The organism is Christensenella tenuis (assembly GCF_014287795.1).
GTDB lineage: Bacteria > Bacillota > Clostridia > Christensenellales > Christensenellaceae > Christensenella > Christensenella tenuis.
This window is the reverse complement of sequence record NZ_JACOON010000008.1, coordinates 89,840-109,844: the sequence shown is the minus strand read 5'-3', so window position 1 is coordinate 109,844 and position 20,005 is coordinate 89,840. Positions and strand designations below refer to the sequence as shown.

Here is a 20,005-nt window from a genome sequence, read left to right as displayed (position 1 = left end):
ATTATACATTGAAATGAATAATTATGCAATAGCTGTTTGAAGGAAAATACGCAGGTCACACCACTGCAAAGAAATTGGAAACCCCGCCATATACGCCCAGAGAAACAAGGACGATCAAAAGAAGGAAAGTGGCGTTTTTGTTTTTGAAATCCCATTCATTCAGAAGGAATACGATACACGCAATCAGGGAAACGAGGAAAAAGAGGGCTGTCCTGTCAAGCGACGCCCATATAGTCGGGGAAAGGCCGATTGCGACCCGACTGGCAAATCCAAGAAAAAGGATACCGAGAGTAAGCCAAAAATGCGCGCTTCGCCGGAAAACAAGGCGCAGGGAATAAATCAGGCAAGCCAGTACACAAATAGATACGACTGCTACGGCAGCAGTCTTTGTGGAAGCGGTCAGAACTTCCAGATTGGAAAGAAGCGCCTGATAACCGGCGGAATAAGGCAAAAAGGCAAATAATGAAGCTGCAAAAAAAGGAGGAACCAGCGCAAAGATCCGGTTTGATACCTTTTCGCTTTTTTGCCACACAAGCACACAGGAAAGGATACAAAGAATCAGGAAAGGCCAGTTTTTATTAAAAATAATATCTTTTCCGGCGGCGACAATCCCGAGCATTACTTTTTGCATCAGGGAAAACGTTCCATGCTCCGGATACCACCTCGCCGTTTCCTGCACGGTACGGACGTCATTTCCGGGGGCGAGCAGGATATATACAAGGCTTAAAATACACAGAATAAACTGAATGAACACATAAATATGGATCTTCTTTTTTACAAACATATAAATGGTAAAGAAACCATATATTGCGGCCAGGATCGCGCACATCTGTTCCTGGTTGGCGCCGAAAAGCAAGCAGGCTGAATAGAGAACGTATTCATATCCCTTTATTTTTTTGCCGTCTGCAAGTTTACGGAGTGGATACAGGGAAATCAGGCCAAAGGCCAGAGGCCAAATATAGTTTACTGTCGTGGCAATCCAGCCGGCTGAGCTCATCATCTGGTACGGAATCAAGAGGAGCAGTGCTGCGATGGCCATGTTTCCCTGCATGCGGTGTTCGTCACGGAGAAGCAGCTTTGACAGGAATACGCCCACTGCAACAATAATCAGGGTATCGCATATTTTCCATAGAACAGGCGGAACGCTGACGCTCCACATGAGCAGGACTTCGAGCAGAGTACGCGAGGACCATGTGAGGTAACGGCTGACAGAATACTGGAAAATATTAAAACCATCCGCCGCTGCGATGGAAGCAAACACCTGGTCGTCCGCAAAATTCGGAGAAATGCGCAAATGAATGATAAAATAAATACAGCCCAGAAGCACAATCGGCCAATAAGGCCAGACAGCCGTTTTTTTCCAAAAGGATTGATAATTGCCCAGTGTGCGTTCCATCTGCTTCCTACCTCTTATTGCGGCCGCTTTGCCGCTTGTTTTTCCATGCTTTTTTCGTCTTCTTTTATAATATATACGGGGCGCCCTTTGACTTCCATATAAGTTTTGGAAAGATATTTCCCCAGAATTCCGATACAGAATAACTGGATTCCCCCAATCAAAAGAATGAGGCAAATTGTTGAAGGATATCCCGCGACCGGGTCGCCCCAGACAAGCGTTTTGACAACGATAATCACGATGAAAACAAGGGCGATCAGGAAAAACAGGAAACCGACAAACGAGGCGATGGAAAGCGGGAAGGTGGAAAACGCGACAATTCCGTCGATAGAATAGGTAAACAGCTTCCAGAAAGACCACTTTGTCTCTCCGGCAACACGTTCCACGTTCTCATATTCCAGCCATTTTGTGCGAAAGCCGACCCAACTGAAGATGCCCTTGGAAAAGCGGTTGTATTCCGGCATGGATAAAATGGAATCCACCACTTGACGGGTCATCAGGCGAAAATCCCGTGCGCCGTCTACAATCTCGGTTTTGGAGATTTTATTGATTAGTTTATAGAACATCCGGGCAAAGAAAGAACGGATAGGCGGTTCGCCCTTCCGTGTAACCCGGCGCGTTGCGGCGCAGTCGTAATCATTTTGTGCGATTTCCAGATACATTTCGGGCAGCAGGGAAGGCGGATCCTGAAGATCCGCATCCATAATGGCGACATAATCACCGCGGGCATTCTGGAGGCCTGCGTAAATTGCCGCTTCTTTGCCAAAATTGCGCGAGAAAGAAAGGAAGCGCACCCGTTTATCTTCGGCGGCCAAAGAACGAAGCACAGGAAGCGTTTTATCATGCGACCCGTCGTCTACGAACAAGTACTCGAAAAGAAGACCGAAACGCTCCTTCATTTCGGAGGAAATCCGGGTGATTTCCTTATAGAAATGGGGAATGGATTCCTGCTCATTGTAGCAGGGAACAATAATCGATATCAATTCAGGCATTGCTTTTCTCCGTCCTGCTCTTCTGCTGATATAACTAAAAGTATTGTAACAATTTTTTTGAAAAAGCACAAGCGAGAGAAATGAGGACAGCGGGCCGGGCCGGAGGAAAATTTTATTGTCATACGCCGCGGCGTTATGATATAGTTATACGCATAGCCGTGCCCATTTACAGGGCGTTTATGAAGTTCTTTTTTATAGCGGACAGATCTGCTGAAATGGGCCGGGACAGGAAAAGGAGATTTTTTTTATGAGCAAAAAATGGATTGCAGTATTTACGTGTATCGTGCTTTGCCTTGCAATAGCTGCGGGCTGCGCGCAAACGGCTCCCGCGCAAACGGAATCTTCCGCACCGGAGGAATCGCCTTCGGCGGGCGCGTCCGCGGAAGCGGCTGTGGATATTGGGGAAGAAAATAGAGGAGGAGTAACAGTAACTGATTTGGCAGGCAATGAAGTCACTGTGGAAAAAGCAGATAAAATTGTTTCACTTACTCCGGCGGGTACAGAGATCGTGTGCGCGCTTGGTGCGGCGAAGCAACTCGTAGGCATCGACGCTAATTCAGATTATCCGGATATTGTGCAGTCGATCGAAGTGGTCGGCGATTTCAACGGGCCGGATGTGGAAAAAGTGGCTTCGCTCGAGCCGGATGTTGTGCTTGCGGGAAACAGCCTTCAGCAGGAGGCAATCGATCAGATGAAAAACCTGGGAATTACGGTAGTGAGCGTGGAAGCGACCTCCTTTGAGGATATTCCAAAAGCAATCGAATTGGTGGGGGAGATTCTAGGCGCGCAGGACACGGCGGAAACTGTGAACGGAGAGATCGATGCGGCTGTCCGCCTGGCAGAGGAGAATAGGCCGGCGGAGGAAAAAACGGTCTACTACGCGATGAGTTTTGGCGACCAGGGAAACTGGACGAGCGGCCCCGGCAGCTTCATTAATACGATGATTGAGATGGCGGGCGGTAAATGCGTAACTGCGGATGCGGAATATCCGTGGATTGAATATCCAGTGGAAGATCTCATGGTAGCAAATCCGGATATTATCCTTGTGGATTCGAGCATGGGAAGCACTGCGGAAGACCTCGGAAACGCACAGGGATACCAGGATCTTGACGCGGTAAAAAATGGAAGCGTCTATGAAGTGGATGCAAACGTACTTACGCGTCCGGGCCCGCGGATCGCGGAGGCGCTCACAATGATCAGCGAGATTCTCAACAAATAGCGGCAAGGAGGGCCTATGAAAAAAGGGCCTGTTAAATTTCAAATACTCCTGTTGGTGCTCATCTTAGGCGGCGCTGCCGCCTTTGTGTGCGCTTTTTTCGTGGGAAGTTCCGGTTTTTCAGTCGCGGAATTTGGGAAAATACTGGACGGAACGGCATCTTCCACGGTACATAATATTTTTCTCAATATCCGGCTCCCGAGGGCCATCGGCGCGTTCCTCGTGGGAGCGGCGCTTGCGGTCTCGGGATGCTGCCTGCAGGGCGTATTTAAAAATCCAATGGCGGATTCTTTTGTGCTCGGAATCTCGTCGGGTTCAGCGCTCGGGGCGACGGTCGCAATGACGTTCATGTCGGGGATGAGCATATTCGGGGCGGGCACCATTGCCGTATTCAGCTTTGCGGGAGCGCTTGCCGCCGTGTTCATAGTCTATAATATTTCACGGATACGCGGCAAGGTATCAACGTTTTCCCTCCTTCTTTCAGGATTTTCCATGAGCGCTATGTTTTCGGCAATTATCTATTTGATTATGCTGCTGAACCGGGACAAAATGGAAAATGTTGTCATGTGGAATATGGGCAGCCTCGCCAATATGACATGGGATAAAATATGGATTGCCTTACCCGCGATTATTGTGTGTTCGGGCTTGCTGATGTTTTATGCAAAACCACTCAATATTATGCTGAATGGCGACGAGGTATCCCAGAGTCTTGGCGTAGACACGCATAAAACGCGGAGGAATATGCTGATTTTAACGTCCCTGCTTTCTGCGGTGGCGGTATCTATCAGTGGGATTATTGGCTTTGTAGGCCTGATGGTGCCGCATTTGCTGCGCATGATTGCCGGGCCGGATAATAAAAAACTCCTTCCACTGTGTTTTGCGGGAGGAGGAATGTACCTGCTTTTTTGCGACGTGATAGCACGCGTCATTTTAAACGGACAGGAAATGCCGGTTGGCATTGTGACTTCGATTCTTGGCGTGCCTTTCTTTATTTTCCTGCTGCGCCGCGGAAACAAAGGGGGAATTTGATGGGGATTTCTATTCGCAATTTGAATTGTACAATTAATGAGACCCCTATACTACATGATATTTCATTAGATTTTACTTCCGGGATGGTTGGAATCATCGGGCCGAACGGTGCGGGCAAAACGACGCTCTTGCGCACGATTTCCGGATATTTGAAACCGGAAAGCGGAAGCGTGGAGATTGACGGCATCGACGTCCGCAAAATAGATGTAAAGTCACTGGCAAAAAAAATGGCGCTTGTTCCGCAAAATTATGCGCTGGAATATGACTTTACCGTACTGGAGACAGTTTTGATGGGGCGCAACCCCCATAAGAAGACTTTTGAAAGCGAAAGCGCGGAAGATATACGTCTTGCGCGGGAGGCAATTGCCAAAACAGGCATTGCACATCTGGAAAACAGGTCGGTGATCGGGCTTTCGGGCGGAGAATGGCAGCGGATGATTATTGCGCGCGCCCTCGTGCAGCAGTCGAATATCCTGCTGCTCGACGAGCCGGTTTCAAATCTTGATATCAAGCATCAGGTAGGGATCCTTGCGCTTGTAAGAGACCTGATTGCAGGCAGCGGGCTTTTATGCGTATGCGTCCTGCACGATCTGAACCTTGCAAGCCATTACTGCGATCAAATCGTTTTGATGAAAAAGGGGCGCGTGATTGAATACGGCCGGACGGAGGATATCCTGAAAAAGGATATTCTTGAGGCGGTATACGATACAAAAATTTGTATGATACGGGCGGAGGACGGTTCTACCTATATTTTGCCGGAGATGATATAATGAACAACGGAAGGAAAGCCTGCGGTTTCGGCGCAGGCTTGTTTTTTATTTATCCGCATAATGCGGACTCGCCGCAGGCATGATATAATAATACCGAATGAAAATGATGGTATGTACTGTAGACACGGTTATGGAGGCAGGGCAGATAAAATGAAAAGAACGGTATGCTTGTTATTGGCAGCGGTTTTGGCGGTCACTGCGGTATTTTCTTTCGCGCCATTCGCGCTCGCGGAGGAAGGTCCCGCAGAGCTTTCTCTGGTTTTTGAAAATTGCGATCCACCGGAAGAGGGAGACCTTTACGCGGCGGAAGAGGACACAACAGTCCGGGTGGCTGATATCGCTCCTGCGGGCGGAGAACCGATTTACTATATGCTGATGTTTACCCTGAAGAACAAGGAAGTGAGGATGACGGAACGCGTTCCATATACGGAAACGGTGTCGCTTCGGAAAGCAATTGCGCAGGCCGTGGCGGACGGGGTGCTGACGCAGGAGGAACTCGACGGAGTGGGCGTTGCGTTTATCGACATGGCGGCGGGGGACGAATACGATCCGGTTGCATCCGGCAACGCACGGTTTATGCCGGCAACATGCAAGCCGGTTACCTTCGATCCGGCGGCCGGGGAATATCCGGCAGGAACGCAGCTTGGGCTTTCGAGTGAAACGGCGGACGCGGAAATCTATTATACGTTGGATGGAACGTCGCCGAAGCTCCCGGGCGCTTCCCTGTATGATTCGGCAGATAAACTGACGCTGACCGAAGACAGCAGGATTTTGGCAAGCACGCGGAAGGCGGGCCTCAAGAGCAGCGAACCCTCATCGGCGGCCTATACCGTGCAGAAAAGCGGGACAGTGGCGGCTAATCCTGCGCCGGGCACGGTGGATGTGGGAACACAGGTGATTCTGCGTGCTTCGGCGGCGGACGAGAAAATTTTATATACGACGGACGGAACTGTTCCGGCGCTGGATGCGGCGGGAACGACTGATTCCGGGGACGATACGGCAAAGGTTGTGATCGACCGGGATACGGTCATTAATGCACGTACCTATAAAGACGGTATTGCGCCGGGCGATGTGCAGCGTTTTTCCTATACGGTGGGAGGAACGGGCGACGCGTACGAGCCAAACGACACTCAGGCGGCGGCGACGAGTGTTTCCTTTCCTTCTAAAATACGGGCTACGATCCACAGTGCTGTGGATGAAGATTATTACAAATTCCATTACAGCTACGCGACGCCTGTAGAGCTCCTGCTGTTTCAGCCGGAGGAAGAGAGCGCGGCCTATTCGCTTACGCTCCTCAGCAGCGACGGAACCGAGATTGCGGCGAGCGAACTTACGGGAGACCAACGTATCACGGCAGAGCTTGACGAAGGGGATTATTATGCAGTGGTAAAAAGCCCGGATGGACATTTTTCCGCGAAAGAGTATACGCTTGCGGTTTCCAAGCAGGCAGCGGAAGGACTTGATTTTTCCGAATACAATATGCTCAACGCAATGCTCAATGCGGAGTCCTCCGAGGAAAGCTATACGCCGACAGACGGACGCGGCGGGGTGCTTTCCGGAGGAGACACTTATATGGCGCTCGCCTATCTTGCACGCTGGAGCGGCCCTGTGATGGAAGAGGAAGATCCGTATATGTTGGACGAATTTGACGGCGATGTGAGCGAGTTTACCTATAACCAGCTTCCGGCGCGCTATCATCTGCGGCAGGCGATCCTTCTGCCCGACCGGGAGAAAACGGCCGAAGATACGCTTCATTATAAAAACGCGATTTATACCTATGGGGCGCTCTATTGCGGAATCCGCCACCAGGAGGGCGAAGACGGATATTATGACGAGACCGGTTCATATTATTTCAAGCCGGAGGCGGATATGGCCGGGGGCGGGCATGCGATTTCTTTGATCGGATGGGACGATACGGTTCCGGCGGAGCAATTCACAGTAACTGTGGACGGGAAGACGTATACGCCTGCGGGAGACGGTGCGTTTCTCGCCAAAAACAGCTATGGACCGGAAAAGGGGCAGAACGGTTTTTTCTATATTTCCTATTACAGCGCGGACCTGTCTGCTAATCCCGCTGCCGCCATATTCGTGGATGATCCGGTGAACGATTATGATAATATTTACCAGTACGACCCGCTCGGCTACACGAATCTCTACGAGCCCAGTCAATATTCGCGGGGCAAGGTGCTGTATACAAAGAACGTATTTACGGCGGCAGGCGGGCAGGACGTGAAGGCTGTGTCGTTTTATTCTATGCATGAGGACCAGGAATATGATATTTACCTTGAGGTGAATGGAGAGACGCGCCATGTGGCAAGCGGGATCCATAAATATAAGGGATATTATACGGTGGAGCTTGGCGAGGGGGTTCCTGTTGCCGCGGGGGAAGAGTTCAGCGTGACCGTGCGGCTGCAAAATAAGGACGGAAGCGACGTTGTAGCGGCGATCGAAATGCCGATTACAGGCCGTTCGGATAGGGCGCGGGCACAGGCCGGGCAGAGCTTTACCAGTACGGATGGACGGGACTGGAGCGATATTTCCGCGCAATATTCTGCGAATAACTGCATCAAGGTATTTACGGACGGCGCGGGCGGCGGAACGGACGATTCATCCCAGGGCGGCACAGGCCGGGCATTCAGCGCGGCACAGCTCGAGAAGACGGACGAACTATCCGCCCCGGCGGCAGCGGCGGATAACGCCTCAGATAGCGGCCAGAACAAGACCAATGCCCTGCCGCAGGGCAGGACGGCCGATCCGGCTACAAATCTGCCGGAAAAGTTCGACCTGCGGGATATTGGCGCGGTTACCCCGGTGAAAAACCAGGGATGGATTCCTTCCTGCTGGACGTTTGCGGCGATGAGCAGTGCGGAAAGTATTCTGCTGCGGCAAAATAATATTGCCGAACAGCTGGGTGTGGAAAGCGTCAGTATTGAGAGTGCGGATTCAGTCTGTCTGGAAATCGGGAAGACGGCCGACTTTTCAGCAGCGGCGGTGGTAACGCCAGACCGGGAAGAGTTTGCCGGGATTAAATGGAGCTATGCGGGCGACCTTGACAGTATCGATATTAAAGCGGAAGCCGGGCTTAGCGGGGAAAGGGAAGTGTTGTTTACCGCAAAAGCGACCGGAACGGTTGTGGTCACGGCGACAAGCGCTGCAGACGATACCAAATCGGTAAGCAAAACGGTTCGGATCGTGCAGGAAGCACAGATTCCGGGGGCGGAAGGCAAAGAGATTGTTTCATTGCCGCGAATGGAGGATGGCTTTGACCTCGAAAAAGTAAAAGAAAGCCTGTCTGGCCTTGGGCCGCAGCAGGCGCTGCTTCTTCCTGTGGAAGAAGGCACAGTTGCCCCTAAGGAGGTTTTTGAACAGATCAAGGGACAGGATAAGACAATTATTTTTGCGGTTCTGGATGATGCGGGTAAGGTGGTTGCGCGGTTCGTATTCCACGGTAAGGATATTACGGCGGCAATAGATGTGAGCCTTGCGTTTTCCAATACGCCCGGAGAAGCGGCGAAAAATGCGGCGGTATTTCCGCAGGGGGCGAAGCTGTTGTTCTTGAATTTTGAGCACAGCGGGGCGCTTCCCGGTAAAGTGACGGTCTCCGTGCTTGCCGTGCCGCCGTTTGAGACGGGAGAAGAAACATATCTGTATTATTTCAATGGGAGGGGATACGACGATGTCAGCGCGCAGCGCGTGGACAGCGCCGGATATACGGCGTTTACCCTCGAGCATTGCTCCGAATATGTGCTTGCGAACGGGAAACAGCCCGCGGGCGGCGGTTCGCAGGAAGGACAGGCCGAACGGGAAGATACAGGAACCAAACCCAAAACGGGAGACACACGTGACATGGCGCCGTGGATTCTTCTTGCCGTGATTGCGGGCGGAGGAGCCGCCGTCGCGGCGGCGATCCTGCTGAGGCGGCGAAGGAGAGAAAAATAGAGACGCCGGAATGAGTTTGGGAGTACGCGTGCTTGAAAAAAGCGCGTCATGATGATAAACTAATAGAGTTTCAGTACATATTTGAAGGAGACTATTATGGCAAAGCAAACAGGCGGATTTGTGGAACACATTACGCCGCAAAATGAGGATTTTTCGCGGTGGTATACGGACGTCATTAAAATGGCGGATATGATCGACTATTCCGAAGTCAAGGGCTGCATGGTCATTAAGCAATATGGTTATGGAATATGGGAATTGATTCAGCAGCAAATGGACGAACGGTTTAAAGAAACCGGGCATAAAAATGCGTATTTTCCGTTGTTGATCCCCAAACATCTATTGGAAAAAGAGGCAGAGCATGTGGAGGGATTTGCGCCCGAAGTGGCATGGGTTACGCAGGGAGGAACGGAAAAACTTGCAGAACCGCTGTGCATTCGTCCTACGTCGGAAACGATTATTTGTTCCATGTATTCCAAATGGGTGCAAAGCTACAGGGATCTGCCGGTACTTCTGAACCAGTGGTGCAATGTTTTGCGCTGGGAAAAAAGTACGCGTCCGTTCCTGCGGACTTCGGAGTTCCTGTGGCAGGAAGGCCATACCGTACATGCAACGCAGGAGGAAGCGGAAGAAGAAACTGTGCGGATGCTTGGCGTATACAGCGACTTTATGCATGATGTACTGGCCATTCCTGTTATTTCAGGACAGAAAAGCGAGAAAGAGAAATTCGCGGGCGCGGACCATACGTATACCGTAGAAGCCATGATGCTCGATGGAAAGGCGCTCCAGATGGGAACGTCGCATAACCTTGGACAAAATTTTGCAAAGGGCTTTGATATTCAATTTCTCGATAAGGATGGGCAGTTGAAATATGCGTGGCAGACCTCGTGGGGCACATCCACGCGCATGATTGGCGGTATTATTATGGTACACGGCGATGAACGCGGCCTGAAGCTTCCGCCGCGCGTCGCGCCTATCCAGTGCGTCATTGTTCCCGTAGCGGCACACAAAGAGGGCGTGCTTGAAAAGGCACGGGAGCTTTATGATATGCTTAAGGGTGCGGGAATCCGTGTGGAGCTTGACGACCGCGACCAGAGCCCGGGCTGGAAATTCAACGAATGGGAGTTGAAGGGCGTCCCGGTACGGCTGGAAATCGGCCCGCGCGATATCGAAAAAGGTGCGTGTATGCTCGCGCGCAGGGATACCTGTGAAAAGGAGTCTTATCCGCTCGAAAATATCCAGAAAACGGTGCAGGAATTGCTGGATAAAATTCATGACAATATGCTTGCAAGCGCGCTCCAATACCGCGAGGAACGCACGTTTGATGCGCGAAACTGGGAAGAATTTATGCAGGGAATCGAAGAAGGGCATGGTTTTGTACGCGCGATGTGGTGCGGAGAGACAGAATGCGAAGAAGCGATCAAGGAAAAAACAGGCGTGACGACACGCTGCGCGCCGTTTGAGCAAAAGAACCTCGGCGACGTATGCGTACATTGCGGCAAGCCTGCAAAGAAAATGATGTATTTTGCAAAATCCTATTAAAGATTTACGGTTGATACAAATTCGGATATAAGAAAAAATTGAGTAACCAAAGAAAAACGTTGTTATCAGAACGAACCGCCGCAATCACTGTCGGCGGTTCGTTTTTTATATGAAAGCAAATTTTCAGTAAGGCCTCGCAGGCGGGACTATCATACAGCAAGCCAATACCCATTTATTATCATCGGTGGAAACAATATCAGGATACCAGCCTTTTATTCACTTCGATAAATTCCGAAAAAGAGAAAAGAATGGTATAATGAAGAAAAGAGAGGTGACAAGTATGGTTGAAGTACGGTATTTTTCCAAATCGGGCAATACGGAAGCGATTGCACAGGCCATTGCCGCCGCGGTGGGTGCGGAGGCGCATGATATAAGTATGCCGCTTTCAGGCAATACGGATATTTTGTTTCTGGGCGGAGCGGTGTATGCGTTCCACATTGCGGGCAGGCTGAAAAAGTTTATCAAGACGCTTTCACCGGAATCGACAGCAAAAATTGCGGTATTCAGCACGGCGGGAAATCCGGGCGGCGCGTCGGGCCTGATCAAAAAGCAGCTTCAGAAACGCGGCATCACGCCTGTCGAGCGGGAATTTCACTGTATCGGCGGGCTGGCTAAGGATGAAACGGTGCAAAAGCAGGCGGCACAGTTCGCGCGGGAAATTATGGAAGAAGCCAAACAATAATAAAAGATATGGAGGATGACCACATGGATTTTTTAGATATTGCGAAGAAGCGGTATTCAGTGCGCAGCTATCAGGAAATGCCGATAGAACGGGAAAAGCTCGACCGAATACTCGAGGCGGGGCGGGTCGCGCCCACGGGGGCAAATAAACAGCCCCAGCGCCTGATTGTGGTACAGAGCGAAGAAGGCCTCGGGAAGGTGGAAAAAGCTGCACGGTTTTATGGTGCGCCGTGTGTCATCATCGTATGCAGCGATACGGAAGAAACATGGAAACGCCCGTATGACGGGAAAAAGCTGACCGATATCGACGCGAGTATTGTAACCGACCATATGATGTTGCAGGCGGCGGAGCTTGGATTGGGAACGCTTTGGATCTGCTGGTTTGACCCGAAAGTATTGCGCGATGAATTCAATATTCCGCCAAATCTGGAGATTGTGAATCTGTTGGCCGTCGGCTATGCGGACGGAGAAGCGCAAAGCCCGGAACGGCACGAGAAAATGCGCAAAGCCCGGAGCGAGACTGTTTTTTATGAAACGCTGTGATGACGGTGGAAACAAGAAAAATATACCCGTACAAAGGGTGCGGCGGACAGTATGTCCGCCGCGTTTTACATTGAAAACCCAATGACTGCCGGGTGTTGTTTGTACCGGCAAAAGCTTTCCTATATCTGTTTGCCGGTATTCCCAAAATCAAAAAACACCGGCATATCACAGCTCAACCTGCCTGTAATGGCACGCAATTTTTCTGATAAATTACCGTAGGAAAGCCTGTGCCCCACATTCTTTCCGGAGGCGCTAATTTTTCAGGAAAGTCTTTTTCGCGCTACATCCCGTCTCGGAAATATTATTTTTAAAGCCGCGTCCATAACTGGCCTCTCCCTGTGTTTTACGAAACCCAAGAATTTCATTCTACATTTAAAGATGGGTACAAACACAGTCAATCATGATTTTGGCTGCGAATACTATTATATGCTCCGCATTCATGGAAATGGCTATTTATAGGGAAGTAAAGCAACAGATGGCCGGACAGCGCACGTTTTGCAAGTATGAGACTATTCTTCTCCCATGAGTAAACGAAGAAGAGCCTCTTCCGGCATAGGCCGTGCGTACAGGAAGCCCTGGACGATGATGTTTTTTGCTACTTTTTTCAGGAAGTCGGCCTGCGTTTTCGTTTCCACTCCTTCAGCGACAACGGTGATGCCAAGCTGCTGCGCCATACTGACAATACTCGTGATAATGATGCGCTCCCGTTCTGAATCAAAATTGAGGGTAAAGAAACGCTTATCAAGTTTGATTACATTGACCGGAAGGGTACGAAGTAAATTTAAAGAAGAATAGCCGGTGCCGAAATCGTCGATTGAAATACAGAATCCCGCTTCGCGCAGTTCATTCATACGCCGTATGATTAATTCGTCGTTATAGGCAAGGGCGCTCTCGGTAAGCTCAATCTCAAGCAAATTGGTAGAAACGTCATACTTCCGGACGATATCTTTCAGGCTCTGGACAAAGTTATCATCGTACATATTGAGACGCGAAAAATTGACGGAAACAGGGAGCGCAGGCTGCCCAAGCTCCATCCAGCGGTGAATGGCCGCGCAAGTTTCCTCGAATACATACATATCAACCTTGGTAATAAACCCATTCCGTTCGAATACGGGAATAAACGCCCCGGGACTCATGAAGCCTTTTTCCGGGGATTTCCAACGCACCAGCGCTTCCGCGGCAACCGCCTTCTGCGTTTCCAAATCAAATTTAGGCTGATAGTAAACTTCAAACTCATGATTTGCAAGCGCGGCATCCATATCGTTCTCAAGTTCTTTTTCGCGCAGCATCTCTTGGTTCATTGCGTTATCGTAAAAGGCATAGAAGGTATGCGTATTGTTTTTCACACTGTTTTTGGCAATCTTGCAGCGGTCGTTCATCCGTGTAATATAAAGATCATTTGCTTGGATTTTATAAATTCCATAGGAAAGAAGAAGATTATATCTCCGCTTGCGGGCAAATCCATAATCGCGGATTTTCTGGTTCCATTTCAGGATACGGCCGACAATATCCTCGTCAGAAGAATATTCAATCAGCACGTCAAAATCATCCGCGCCCGTATGCGTAAAAAGCTCCCGTTCACGCATATCTTTTTTCAGGACGGATGCAATGTGCTGGAGGAGGGCGTTGCCGTTTTGGTAATCATATAATTGATTAAAAATTTTAAATTTATTGATATCGAAATTGATCATCGCAAACAAACGTCCGGAAGATTCCTGCAGGATAGCTTTGGTTTCTTCACGAAATTTCAGCCAGCTAAGCGAACCGGTGAGTTCATCCTCATACGCAATTCGTTCGAGATTGCGGCGGGATCGGCTCTGCGATAAAGCAATATATATTAAGAAAATAGCAACTGTGCATACAATGATTCCCGTCATCCAACCGGTAAGCGTAATCAGATAGGTGCTTTTGGCAGTGGCGACAGACGCAGGCACTGCGGAAACAATATACCATGTATTTACGCCGATAGGCGCATAGCTGATATAGTAGGGCTCTCCATATTTCAGGTAGTGCACGACGCCGCTTTTTCCATCAAGCATATCTTCCTGCATGACGGAAAAATTTCCATCCGGGTCTTCCACGATGCTTCCATTCAGGTTGAAAATATTATCAAACGTGATACTGTCTTCATGATGGGAAGTAGCAATTTTATTGCCCATTTTATCGACGACATAGGAATAGCCATATCCGCCGAAGGTGGTAACGGAAATTTTGTTCTCAAATACATCGGTAGCATTGGTGGCAAACAGCACACATTCTATCTGCGTGCCATTATAAACGGGAACCGCATATACATTAATATTTTCACCATCCACAATATCCAAAAACGTATCGGATATATTGGGAACGCCCGCGAGCGCCTTTTTAAAATAATCCCGGCCTGAAAAATCGTATTCGTAACCGTCTGTCGTAAATGCGCTTCCATCCGGATAAATAACTCCCATCCGCTTGAAGCCGTTCTGTTCCTGAATTTCGCGCAGCATATCCATGGAAACGCCGGAGGTAATACTGGGAGTGACTGCGCTGCCGAATACGGTTGAAATGGATTCCAGAGTGGCAAGGTCGCCCCTTACCTGGGTATCGATAATAGACGCTTCCTGTTGGGTAACTTCCTGCAAATAGGATGTGCTTTCTTCATCCAGAATCTGGCGGACGGTGCCAGCATAAAAGAACATCGAAAAAACCGCCACCACTGCGATGGCAAGGACGATGATCAATGAAACGACAAATATTTTTTTCGGCTTTCGCATATGCGCCCTTTTCCGATCATACAATACATAGGGAGTATTATATTTTTGTTATATTGTTATTATAGTCGATTTACAGCAAAGTGTAAATGTTCCACGCTTTTTAATCGGGAAAAAGAGAGGCGGGGCCAATGGAAAAGACGAAAACCGGTTTGGGGACTGGCACTTTGAAGGTCATGGCTGGAATATGATAGAGAAAGCGAAATGCTTACCTTCCGGCAATGGGAGGGCGATTTTGCAGCCAGGTGAAACGATGGACGCGCTTAACGGGAAAAAATATTACATTTTCTTAAAAAGAAAAATGCAATTATATGGATCGGTTATGGCCGGGATGACGCCTAGCAAAAAATCTTATGAAAACGGCAGGGCGCCGGTACAAAACTTTATTTGATTTCCGCGGGTTAGCGGGCTTCCCTGTTAAAATCGGCAATACCGTGATAAAGAATTTGCAGGATGAGTTCGGAAATTTGTTCGGTAGATTCCGGCATTCCGTCCTGCAGCCATTTTTGCAGGATGCTGACGCAGCCGGTTACACCGAAAACGGAAAGATAATCCTTTACGCGTTCGTCCACGCCTTCGTAAATCTGGACGGAAATGATGTCGGGGAGCTTCATGATCTCACGCTGGATGCCCGGTTCGCAATTATCGCTCAGGAGAGCCTTGAACAGGGAAGCGTTTTGCTGTACATATTCTAAAATCAAATTCAATACCTGAAATGAAATAGGGCCCTCCCCGCCAAAGTCCTGCCGTTCCAGCTGGCGCGTGATATTGGCGAGCACTTCCTGCTCGATATAATGCAGGAGATCGTATTGATCGCGGAAATGCGCGTAAAACGTACTGCGGTTGATATCGGCAAGCTCGCACAACGATTTCACGGAGATTTTAGAAATGTGTTCTTTCTGCATAGCTCTGACAAGGGCCTCTTTCAACATTTCGATCGTATATTTTACTCTTCTGTCTATTTTTTTTATTTTCATTGTCTTGCATCCTGATTTTAAAATTATTGTAAAAATCCAACATTTTTCTGTTTTCTGTTGCCCAATCAACAGATCCAGAGGGATTGTCGGTTGTAATCCAACATTGTGTTGATTATAATACAGAGCATACGATATTGCAACAGGGCGTTGTGGAGGACTTCATGAGCGGATTGGCAAATTTGGTAGTGAAACATAAAAAGGCGATTCTGATACTATTTATTGCCGCAGCGGCGGTATGTGCGGTATTGCAGTCGTTTGTAGCCGTAAATTATAACATGGTAGATTATCTGCCGCCGGATGCCCAGTCGACGAAGGCGCTGGAAATTATGCAGGAAGAGTTCGATACGGATATGCCGAACGCCAGTGTTATGGTAAAAGGCGTTTCCATTGAGGAGGCGCTGGAGTATAAGCAGAAACTCGCGGAGGTATCCGGAGTTGACAGCGTGATGTGGCTGGACGATGTGGTGGACCTGAAAGAGCCTATTGAAACGGCGGATGCAGACACGGTCGAAGGATATTACAAGAACGAAAACGCCCTCTATACCGTTACGATCGCAGACGGTATGGAACAGGAGGCTTCGGAAGCGATCCGGGACCTGATTGGCGAAGGGAATGCGCTCGCAGGCGAATCGCCCGACCTTGCAACGATGCAGCAGGCGACGGGCGCGGAAGTCGGAAATGCAATGGCGATTCTGCTCCCTATCATCATTGCAATTCTGATTTTATCTTCCTCGTCGTGGATCGAGCCGTTGCTCTTTATCCTGACCATTGGCATTTCCATTTTAATCAATATGGGAACCAATATTTTTTTCGGCGAAGTTTCCTTTATGACCAATTCCGTGAGCCCGATCCTGCAGCTTGCGGTTTCGCTGGATTATGCCATTTTCCTTTTGCACAGCTTTGCCGATAACCGGAAGAAATACGGCGACGTAAACGAGGCGATGCGCCATGCAATTAAGGAATCGGCCTCGACTATTGCGGCCAGTGCGGCGACTACTTTGTTTGGCTTCCTGGCGCTGACGTTTATGAATTTCCAGATCGGGGCAGACCTTGGCTGGAACCTTGCCAAGGGGATTATCCTGAGCTTTGTGACGACGATGGTCTTTTTGCCTGCGCTTACGCTGTGTACTTTTAAGCTGATCGACAAAACGCAGCACCGGCGGCTGATGCCGAATTTCAAGAATGTAAACAAGGTTTTCTCAAAACTTGCCATTCCAGCGCTTATTCTGGTAATCCTTATTGTCGTTCCCGCTTTCCTCGGACAGGGGCAAACGGGATTTGTATATGGCAACAGCAGCGCCGCCCAGGCAAGCGAAAGCGGCCGCGCGAAAGAGGCGATTCAGGAGGAGTTCGGACAGTCTACCATTATGGCTTTGCTTGTGCCGCGGGGAGACGTTTCAAAGGAGCTTAAGATGGGAGAGGAGATTGAGGATCTGGACCATGTAACCGCGGTCGTATCGTATGCCAATATGGTGGGGACGGCGTTCCCGCCGGAATTTTTGGGGAAAGATGTGACCGGGCAGTTTTATTCGGATAACTATGCCCGTATTGTGGTATACACCGATACGCCGGCCGAGGGCGACCAGGCATTCGGCGTGGTAGAGGAAATCACGGCGGTTGCCCAGTCTTATTATGGAGATACCGTCTATTCCGTTGGGGAGAGCGCCAACCTTTACGATATGAAAAACGTGGTGCAGGAAGACAACCAGTTTGTTACGATCTTGGCGGTGCTTGCGATCTTCTTTGTGTTGCTGGTCACTTTTAAATCGGGAACCCTGCCATTCCTCCTTTTGCTGACCATTGAGGCGGGTATCTGGATTAATCTGGCGATTCCGTATTTTACGGGTACCTCCATTAACTTTATCGGCTACTTAGTGCTCAATACGGTGCAGCTTGGGGCGACGGTTGACTACGCCATTTTATTGACCACGACGTATATGCGGAAGAGAAAGATCATGCCGCAGAAAGAGGCGATGCATCAGGCGATGGGCGATTCGTTCAAATCGATCCTGGTATCTGCGGCGACGCTTGCAACGGCGGGTTTCACTCTGTATGCGACCTCTTCCAACCCTGCGGTATCCGATATCGGATTGCTGCTGGGGCGCGGGACGCTGCTGTCCCTTTTCATGGTAGTATGCTTCCTGCCCGCGCTTTTGAAGGTGTTTGATAAGGCAATTGCAAAGACGACCTATAAGGCCGGTTTTTTGATCGATAGGAGTAAAGAAAAATGAAAGATAATCATAAGGAGAGAAAAATGAAAGCGAGGCATTGGATTGCCGCCTGTTTGGCCGTGTGCCTGATTGCGGCTGCGACAATTGGGCTGGCCGCGGCATCCGGCAGTGCCGGACAGACGGAAGAATCTCCTGCAAAAGTGGAGCAGGGCGCCGATGGAGCGGCGGAAATCGCAGGAAAGGACGAGGTGGTTTATGCCACGCTTTCCGCAAACGGAGGCGTCCGCGCGATTTATACAGTCAACCATTTTACGCTTGCAAAGGGCGGGAATGTGACAGACTATGGAGACTATGAATCGGTGGTGAACCTTTCGAGCAGCGATTCCCTGACGCAGGAAGGAAATACTGTTTCGTTTACCGCAAATGAAGAGAATTATTATTATCAGGGCAATATGAAAAGCACGGATCTTCCATGGGATTTTACCATCGAATATTACCTTGACGGCAAGAAGCTTGAGCCGGAGGAGATTGCCGGGAAAAGCGGTTCGTTGGAAATAAAAATTATATCCGCAAAAAATGACCGGATGGACCCGACCTTTTATGACAATTATATGCTCCAGATCACAGTGACGCTCGATACGGATAAATGTTCCAATATCGACGCGCCAGACGGGACGCCTGCGAGCGCGGGCAAAGACAAAATGATTGCCTATACCGTGCTTCCGGGTAAAGACGCGGATTTCGCATTGAAAGCGGATGTAACGGATTTTACAATGACGGGAATTTCCATTTCCGCCGTACCATATTCCATGAGTATGGAGTTTCCTGCCATGGAGGATCAATTGGACGGCCTCGAGCAACTGCCGGAAGCGATTGATAAGCTCAATGAAGGCGTAGCCGAGCTCAAAAACGGAACGCAGCAAATGACGTCTGGGGCAAACAGCCTGGTGGACGGTTCGGACGGAATTCAAGACGGACTTGCGCAGCTCAGTCAAAATGCAGGCCAGATTGAAAATGCATCATCCCAAATTGGCAGCGCTCTTGGGCAAATCGCTTCCGCCCTCGACGTGGAAGGAATTGACCTCAGCCAAGTAGGGCAGCTCCCTTCGGGTCTGGAACAGTTGGCGGACGGACTGCGCGGAGCATCGGATGGGCTTTCACAGCTAAGAAGCGGATTCGTTACGGCATATGCCGCCCTTGACGGTGCGATACAGGGAATCCCGGATGCTGACATATCGCAGCAGGAGATTGCCGACCTGCTTGCCAATTCGAATCTTACGGATGCCCAGAGGGGAGTCGTTACCCGCCTCACGGCACAGTACCAGGCAGCGCAGACTGTGAAAGGAACCTATGCCCAGGTGAAGGCAGCTTTTGATGCGGTGGACGCCACTGCGGATACGCTGGCCGGTTCGATCGATACCATTGCGGATACGCTGGATACGATATCCGCGCAGGTTGGAGGGGCGCTCTCGCAGATGGATGGGATTGAACAACTCGGCGAATTGGCATCGGGGCTTCGGGTGCTGGCTGAGAACTACACGGGATTCCATGACGGGCTGACCGCATATTTAAGTGGGGTAACGGAACTTTCTTCCGGATATCACTCGTTCCATACGGGTCTTTCCTCCTTCAGCGGGGGCGTAGGAGAGTTAAATGACGGCGTGGGGGAACTGATGGACGGCACCAATACCATGAGCGGCGAGGTTGCGGATATGCCGGGCAAAATACAGGAAGAAATCGACAAAATGAAAGAAGAGTATATGCCTTCGGATTTTGATCCGGTCTCCTTCACGTCACCTCAAAATACAGATACGGAGTTTGTGCAGTTCGTACTGCAATGCGGGGGAATTGAGAAGCCGGAGGAGGAAACGGAGCCGCAGGAAACAGGAGAAGAAAACGAGACCTTCTGGGACCGCCTGGCAGCGCTTTTCCAATAGTACTTTAGCCAAAAAAGAGCTTGTGAAAATAGAAATCACAGGCTCTTTTTTATTATTGGTTCTGCATAAAA

General features: G+C 49.8%; 13 protein-coding genes. 9 read left to right on the top strand and 4 right to left on the bottom strand.

Annotation, left to right across the window (positions count from 1 at the left end):
* Positions 1-55: 55 nt before the first annotated feature.
* Positions 56-1,396 (bottom strand): DUF6056 family protein, encoded by a 1,341-nt coding sequence (locus H8S18_RS14240; RefSeq protein WP_186858953.1) that lies wholly within the window; start codon positions 1,394-1,396, stop codon positions 56-58.
* A 14-nt stretch (positions 1,397-1,410) separates the two neighbouring features.
* Entirely contained in the window at positions 1,411-2,385 is a 975-nt protein-coding gene (locus H8S18_RS14235; RefSeq protein WP_186858952.1) for a glycosyltransferase family 2 protein, read from the bottom strand.
* Between the two features lie 247 nt (positions 2,386-2,632).
* Here H8S18_RS14235 and H8S18_RS14230 point away from each other — a divergent pair, with 247 nt between their 5' ends.
* The 7 genes from H8S18_RS14230 (at position 2,633) to H8S18_RS14200 (ending at position 12,102) form a co-directional block, all read left to right on the top strand.
* Positions 2,633-3,604, top strand: a complete 972-nt coding sequence (locus H8S18_RS14230; RefSeq protein WP_186858951.1) for an ABC transporter substrate-binding protein — start codon at positions 2,633-2,635, stop codon at positions 3,602-3,604.
* A 15-nt stretch (positions 3,605-3,619) separates the two neighbouring features.
* Complete coding sequence (locus H8S18_RS14225) at positions 3,620-4,630, top strand: FecCD family ABC transporter permease (protein ID WP_186858950.1); 1,011 nt, start codon at positions 3,620-3,622, stop codon at positions 4,628-4,630.
* Positions 4,630-5,400, top strand: a complete 771-nt coding sequence (locus tag H8S18_RS14220; RefSeq protein WP_186858949.1) for an ABC transporter ATP-binding protein — start codon at positions 4,630-4,632, stop codon at positions 5,398-5,400. Before H8S18_RS14225 ends, H8S18_RS14220 begins: the two co-directional genes overlap by 1 nt.
* Positions 5,401-5,550: 150 nt before the next feature.
* A complete protein-coding gene (locus H8S18_RS14215) occupies positions 5,551-9,339 on the top strand; it encodes a lectin like domain-containing protein (RefSeq protein WP_186858948.1) in 3,789 nt (1,262 codons plus the stop codon).
* Positions 9,340-9,435: 96 nt separating this feature from the next.
* Positions 9,436-10,878: a proline--tRNA ligase gene (proS, locus tag H8S18_RS14210; RefSeq protein WP_186858947.1), complete on the top strand. Its 1,443-nt coding sequence runs from the start codon at positions 9,436-9,438 to the stop codon at positions 10,876-10,878.
* Positions 10,879-11,158: 280 nt separating this feature from the next.
* On the top strand, positions 11,159-11,560 hold the full coding sequence (locus H8S18_RS14205; RefSeq protein ID WP_186858946.1) for a flavodoxin family protein: 402 nt from the start codon (positions 11,159-11,161) through the stop codon (positions 11,558-11,560).
* A gap of 23 nt (positions 11,561-11,583) precedes the next feature.
* Positions 11,584-12,102 carry a nitroreductase family protein gene (locus tag H8S18_RS14200; protein WP_186858945.1) on the top strand — a complete coding sequence of 173 codons (519 nt, stop codon included), beginning with the start codon at positions 11,584-11,586 and terminating at the stop codon, positions 12,100-12,102.
* Between the two features lie 509 nt (positions 12,103-12,611).
* On the opposite strand, the gene H8S18_RS14195 is transcribed toward H8S18_RS14200, so the two are convergent.
* Both H8S18_RS14195 and H8S18_RS14190 read right to left on the bottom strand, forming a co-directional pair.
* Positions 12,612-14,852 carry a bifunctional diguanylate cyclase/phosphodiesterase gene (locus H8S18_RS14195; RefSeq protein WP_186858944.1) on the bottom strand — a complete coding sequence of 747 codons (2,241 nt, stop codon included), beginning with the start codon at positions 14,850-14,852 and terminating at the stop codon, positions 12,612-12,614.
* A gap of 398 nt (positions 14,853-15,250) precedes the next feature.
* Complete coding sequence (locus H8S18_RS14190) at positions 15,251-15,826, bottom strand: TetR/AcrR family transcriptional regulator (RefSeq protein WP_186858943.1); 576 nt, start codon at positions 15,824-15,826, stop codon at positions 15,251-15,253.
* 161 nt (positions 15,827-15,987) lie between these two features.
* Here H8S18_RS14190 and H8S18_RS14185 point away from each other — a divergent pair, with 161 nt between their 5' ends.
* Positions 15,988-18,057: an efflux RND transporter permease subunit gene (locus tag H8S18_RS14185; RefSeq protein ID WP_186858942.1), complete on the top strand. Its 2,070-nt coding sequence runs from the start codon at positions 15,988-15,990 to the stop codon at positions 18,055-18,057.
* A 23-nt stretch (positions 18,058-18,080) separates the two neighbouring features.
* A complete protein-coding gene (locus H8S18_RS14180) occupies positions 18,081-19,934 on the top strand; it encodes a GumC domain-containing protein (RefSeq protein ID WP_207721780.1) in 1,854 nt (617 codons plus the stop codon).
* Positions 19,935-20,005 lie beyond the last annotated feature (71 nt).

Bases quoted from the DNA above. Each gene is read 5' to 3' on its own strand.
- H8S18_RS14240 (WP_186858953.1), bottom strand. From the start codon at position 1,396: ATGGAACGCACACTGGGCAATTATCAATCCTTTTGGAAAAAAACGGCT.
- proS (WP_186858947.1), top strand. From the start codon at position 9,436: ATGGCAAAGCAAACAGGCGGATTTGTGGAACACATTACGCCGCAAAAT.
- H8S18_RS14190 (WP_186858943.1), bottom strand. From the start codon at position 15,826: ATGAAAATAAAAAAAATAGACAGAAGAGTAAAATATACGATCGAAATG.
- H8S18_RS14220 (WP_186858949.1), top strand. From the start codon at position 4,630: ATGGGGATTTCTATTCGCAATTTGAATTGTACAATTAATGAGACCCCT.
- H8S18_RS14180 (WP_207721780.1), top strand. From the start codon at position 18,081: ATGAAAGCGAGGCATTGGATTGCCGCCTGTTTGGCCGTGTGCCTGATT.
- H8S18_RS14200 (WP_186858945.1), top strand. From the start codon at position 11,584: ATGGATTTTTTAGATATTGCGAAGAAGCGGTATTCAGTGCGCAGCTAT.
- H8S18_RS14185 (WP_186858942.1), top strand. From the start codon at position 15,988: ATGAGCGGATTGGCAAATTTGGTAGTGAAACATAAAAAGGCGATTCTG.
- H8S18_RS14195 (WP_186858944.1), bottom strand. From the start codon at position 14,852: ATGCGAAAGCCGAAAAAAATATTTGTCGTTTCATTGATCATCGTCCTT.
- H8S18_RS14230 (WP_186858951.1), top strand. From the start codon at position 2,633: ATGAGCAAAAAATGGATTGCAGTATTTACGTGTATCGTGCTTTGCCTT.
- H8S18_RS14215 (WP_186858948.1), top strand. From the start codon at position 5,551: ATGAAAAGAACGGTATGCTTGTTATTGGCAGCGGTTTTGGCGGTCACT.
- H8S18_RS14225 (WP_186858950.1), top strand. From the start codon at position 3,620: ATGAAAAAAGGGCCTGTTAAATTTCAAATACTCCTGTTGGTGCTCATC.
- H8S18_RS14205 (WP_186858946.1), top strand. From the start codon at position 11,159: ATGGTTGAAGTACGGTATTTTTCCAAATCGGGCAATACGGAAGCGATT.
- H8S18_RS14235 (WP_186858952.1), bottom strand. From the start codon at position 2,385: ATGCCTGAATTGATATCGATTATTGTTCCCTGCTACAATGAGCAGGAA.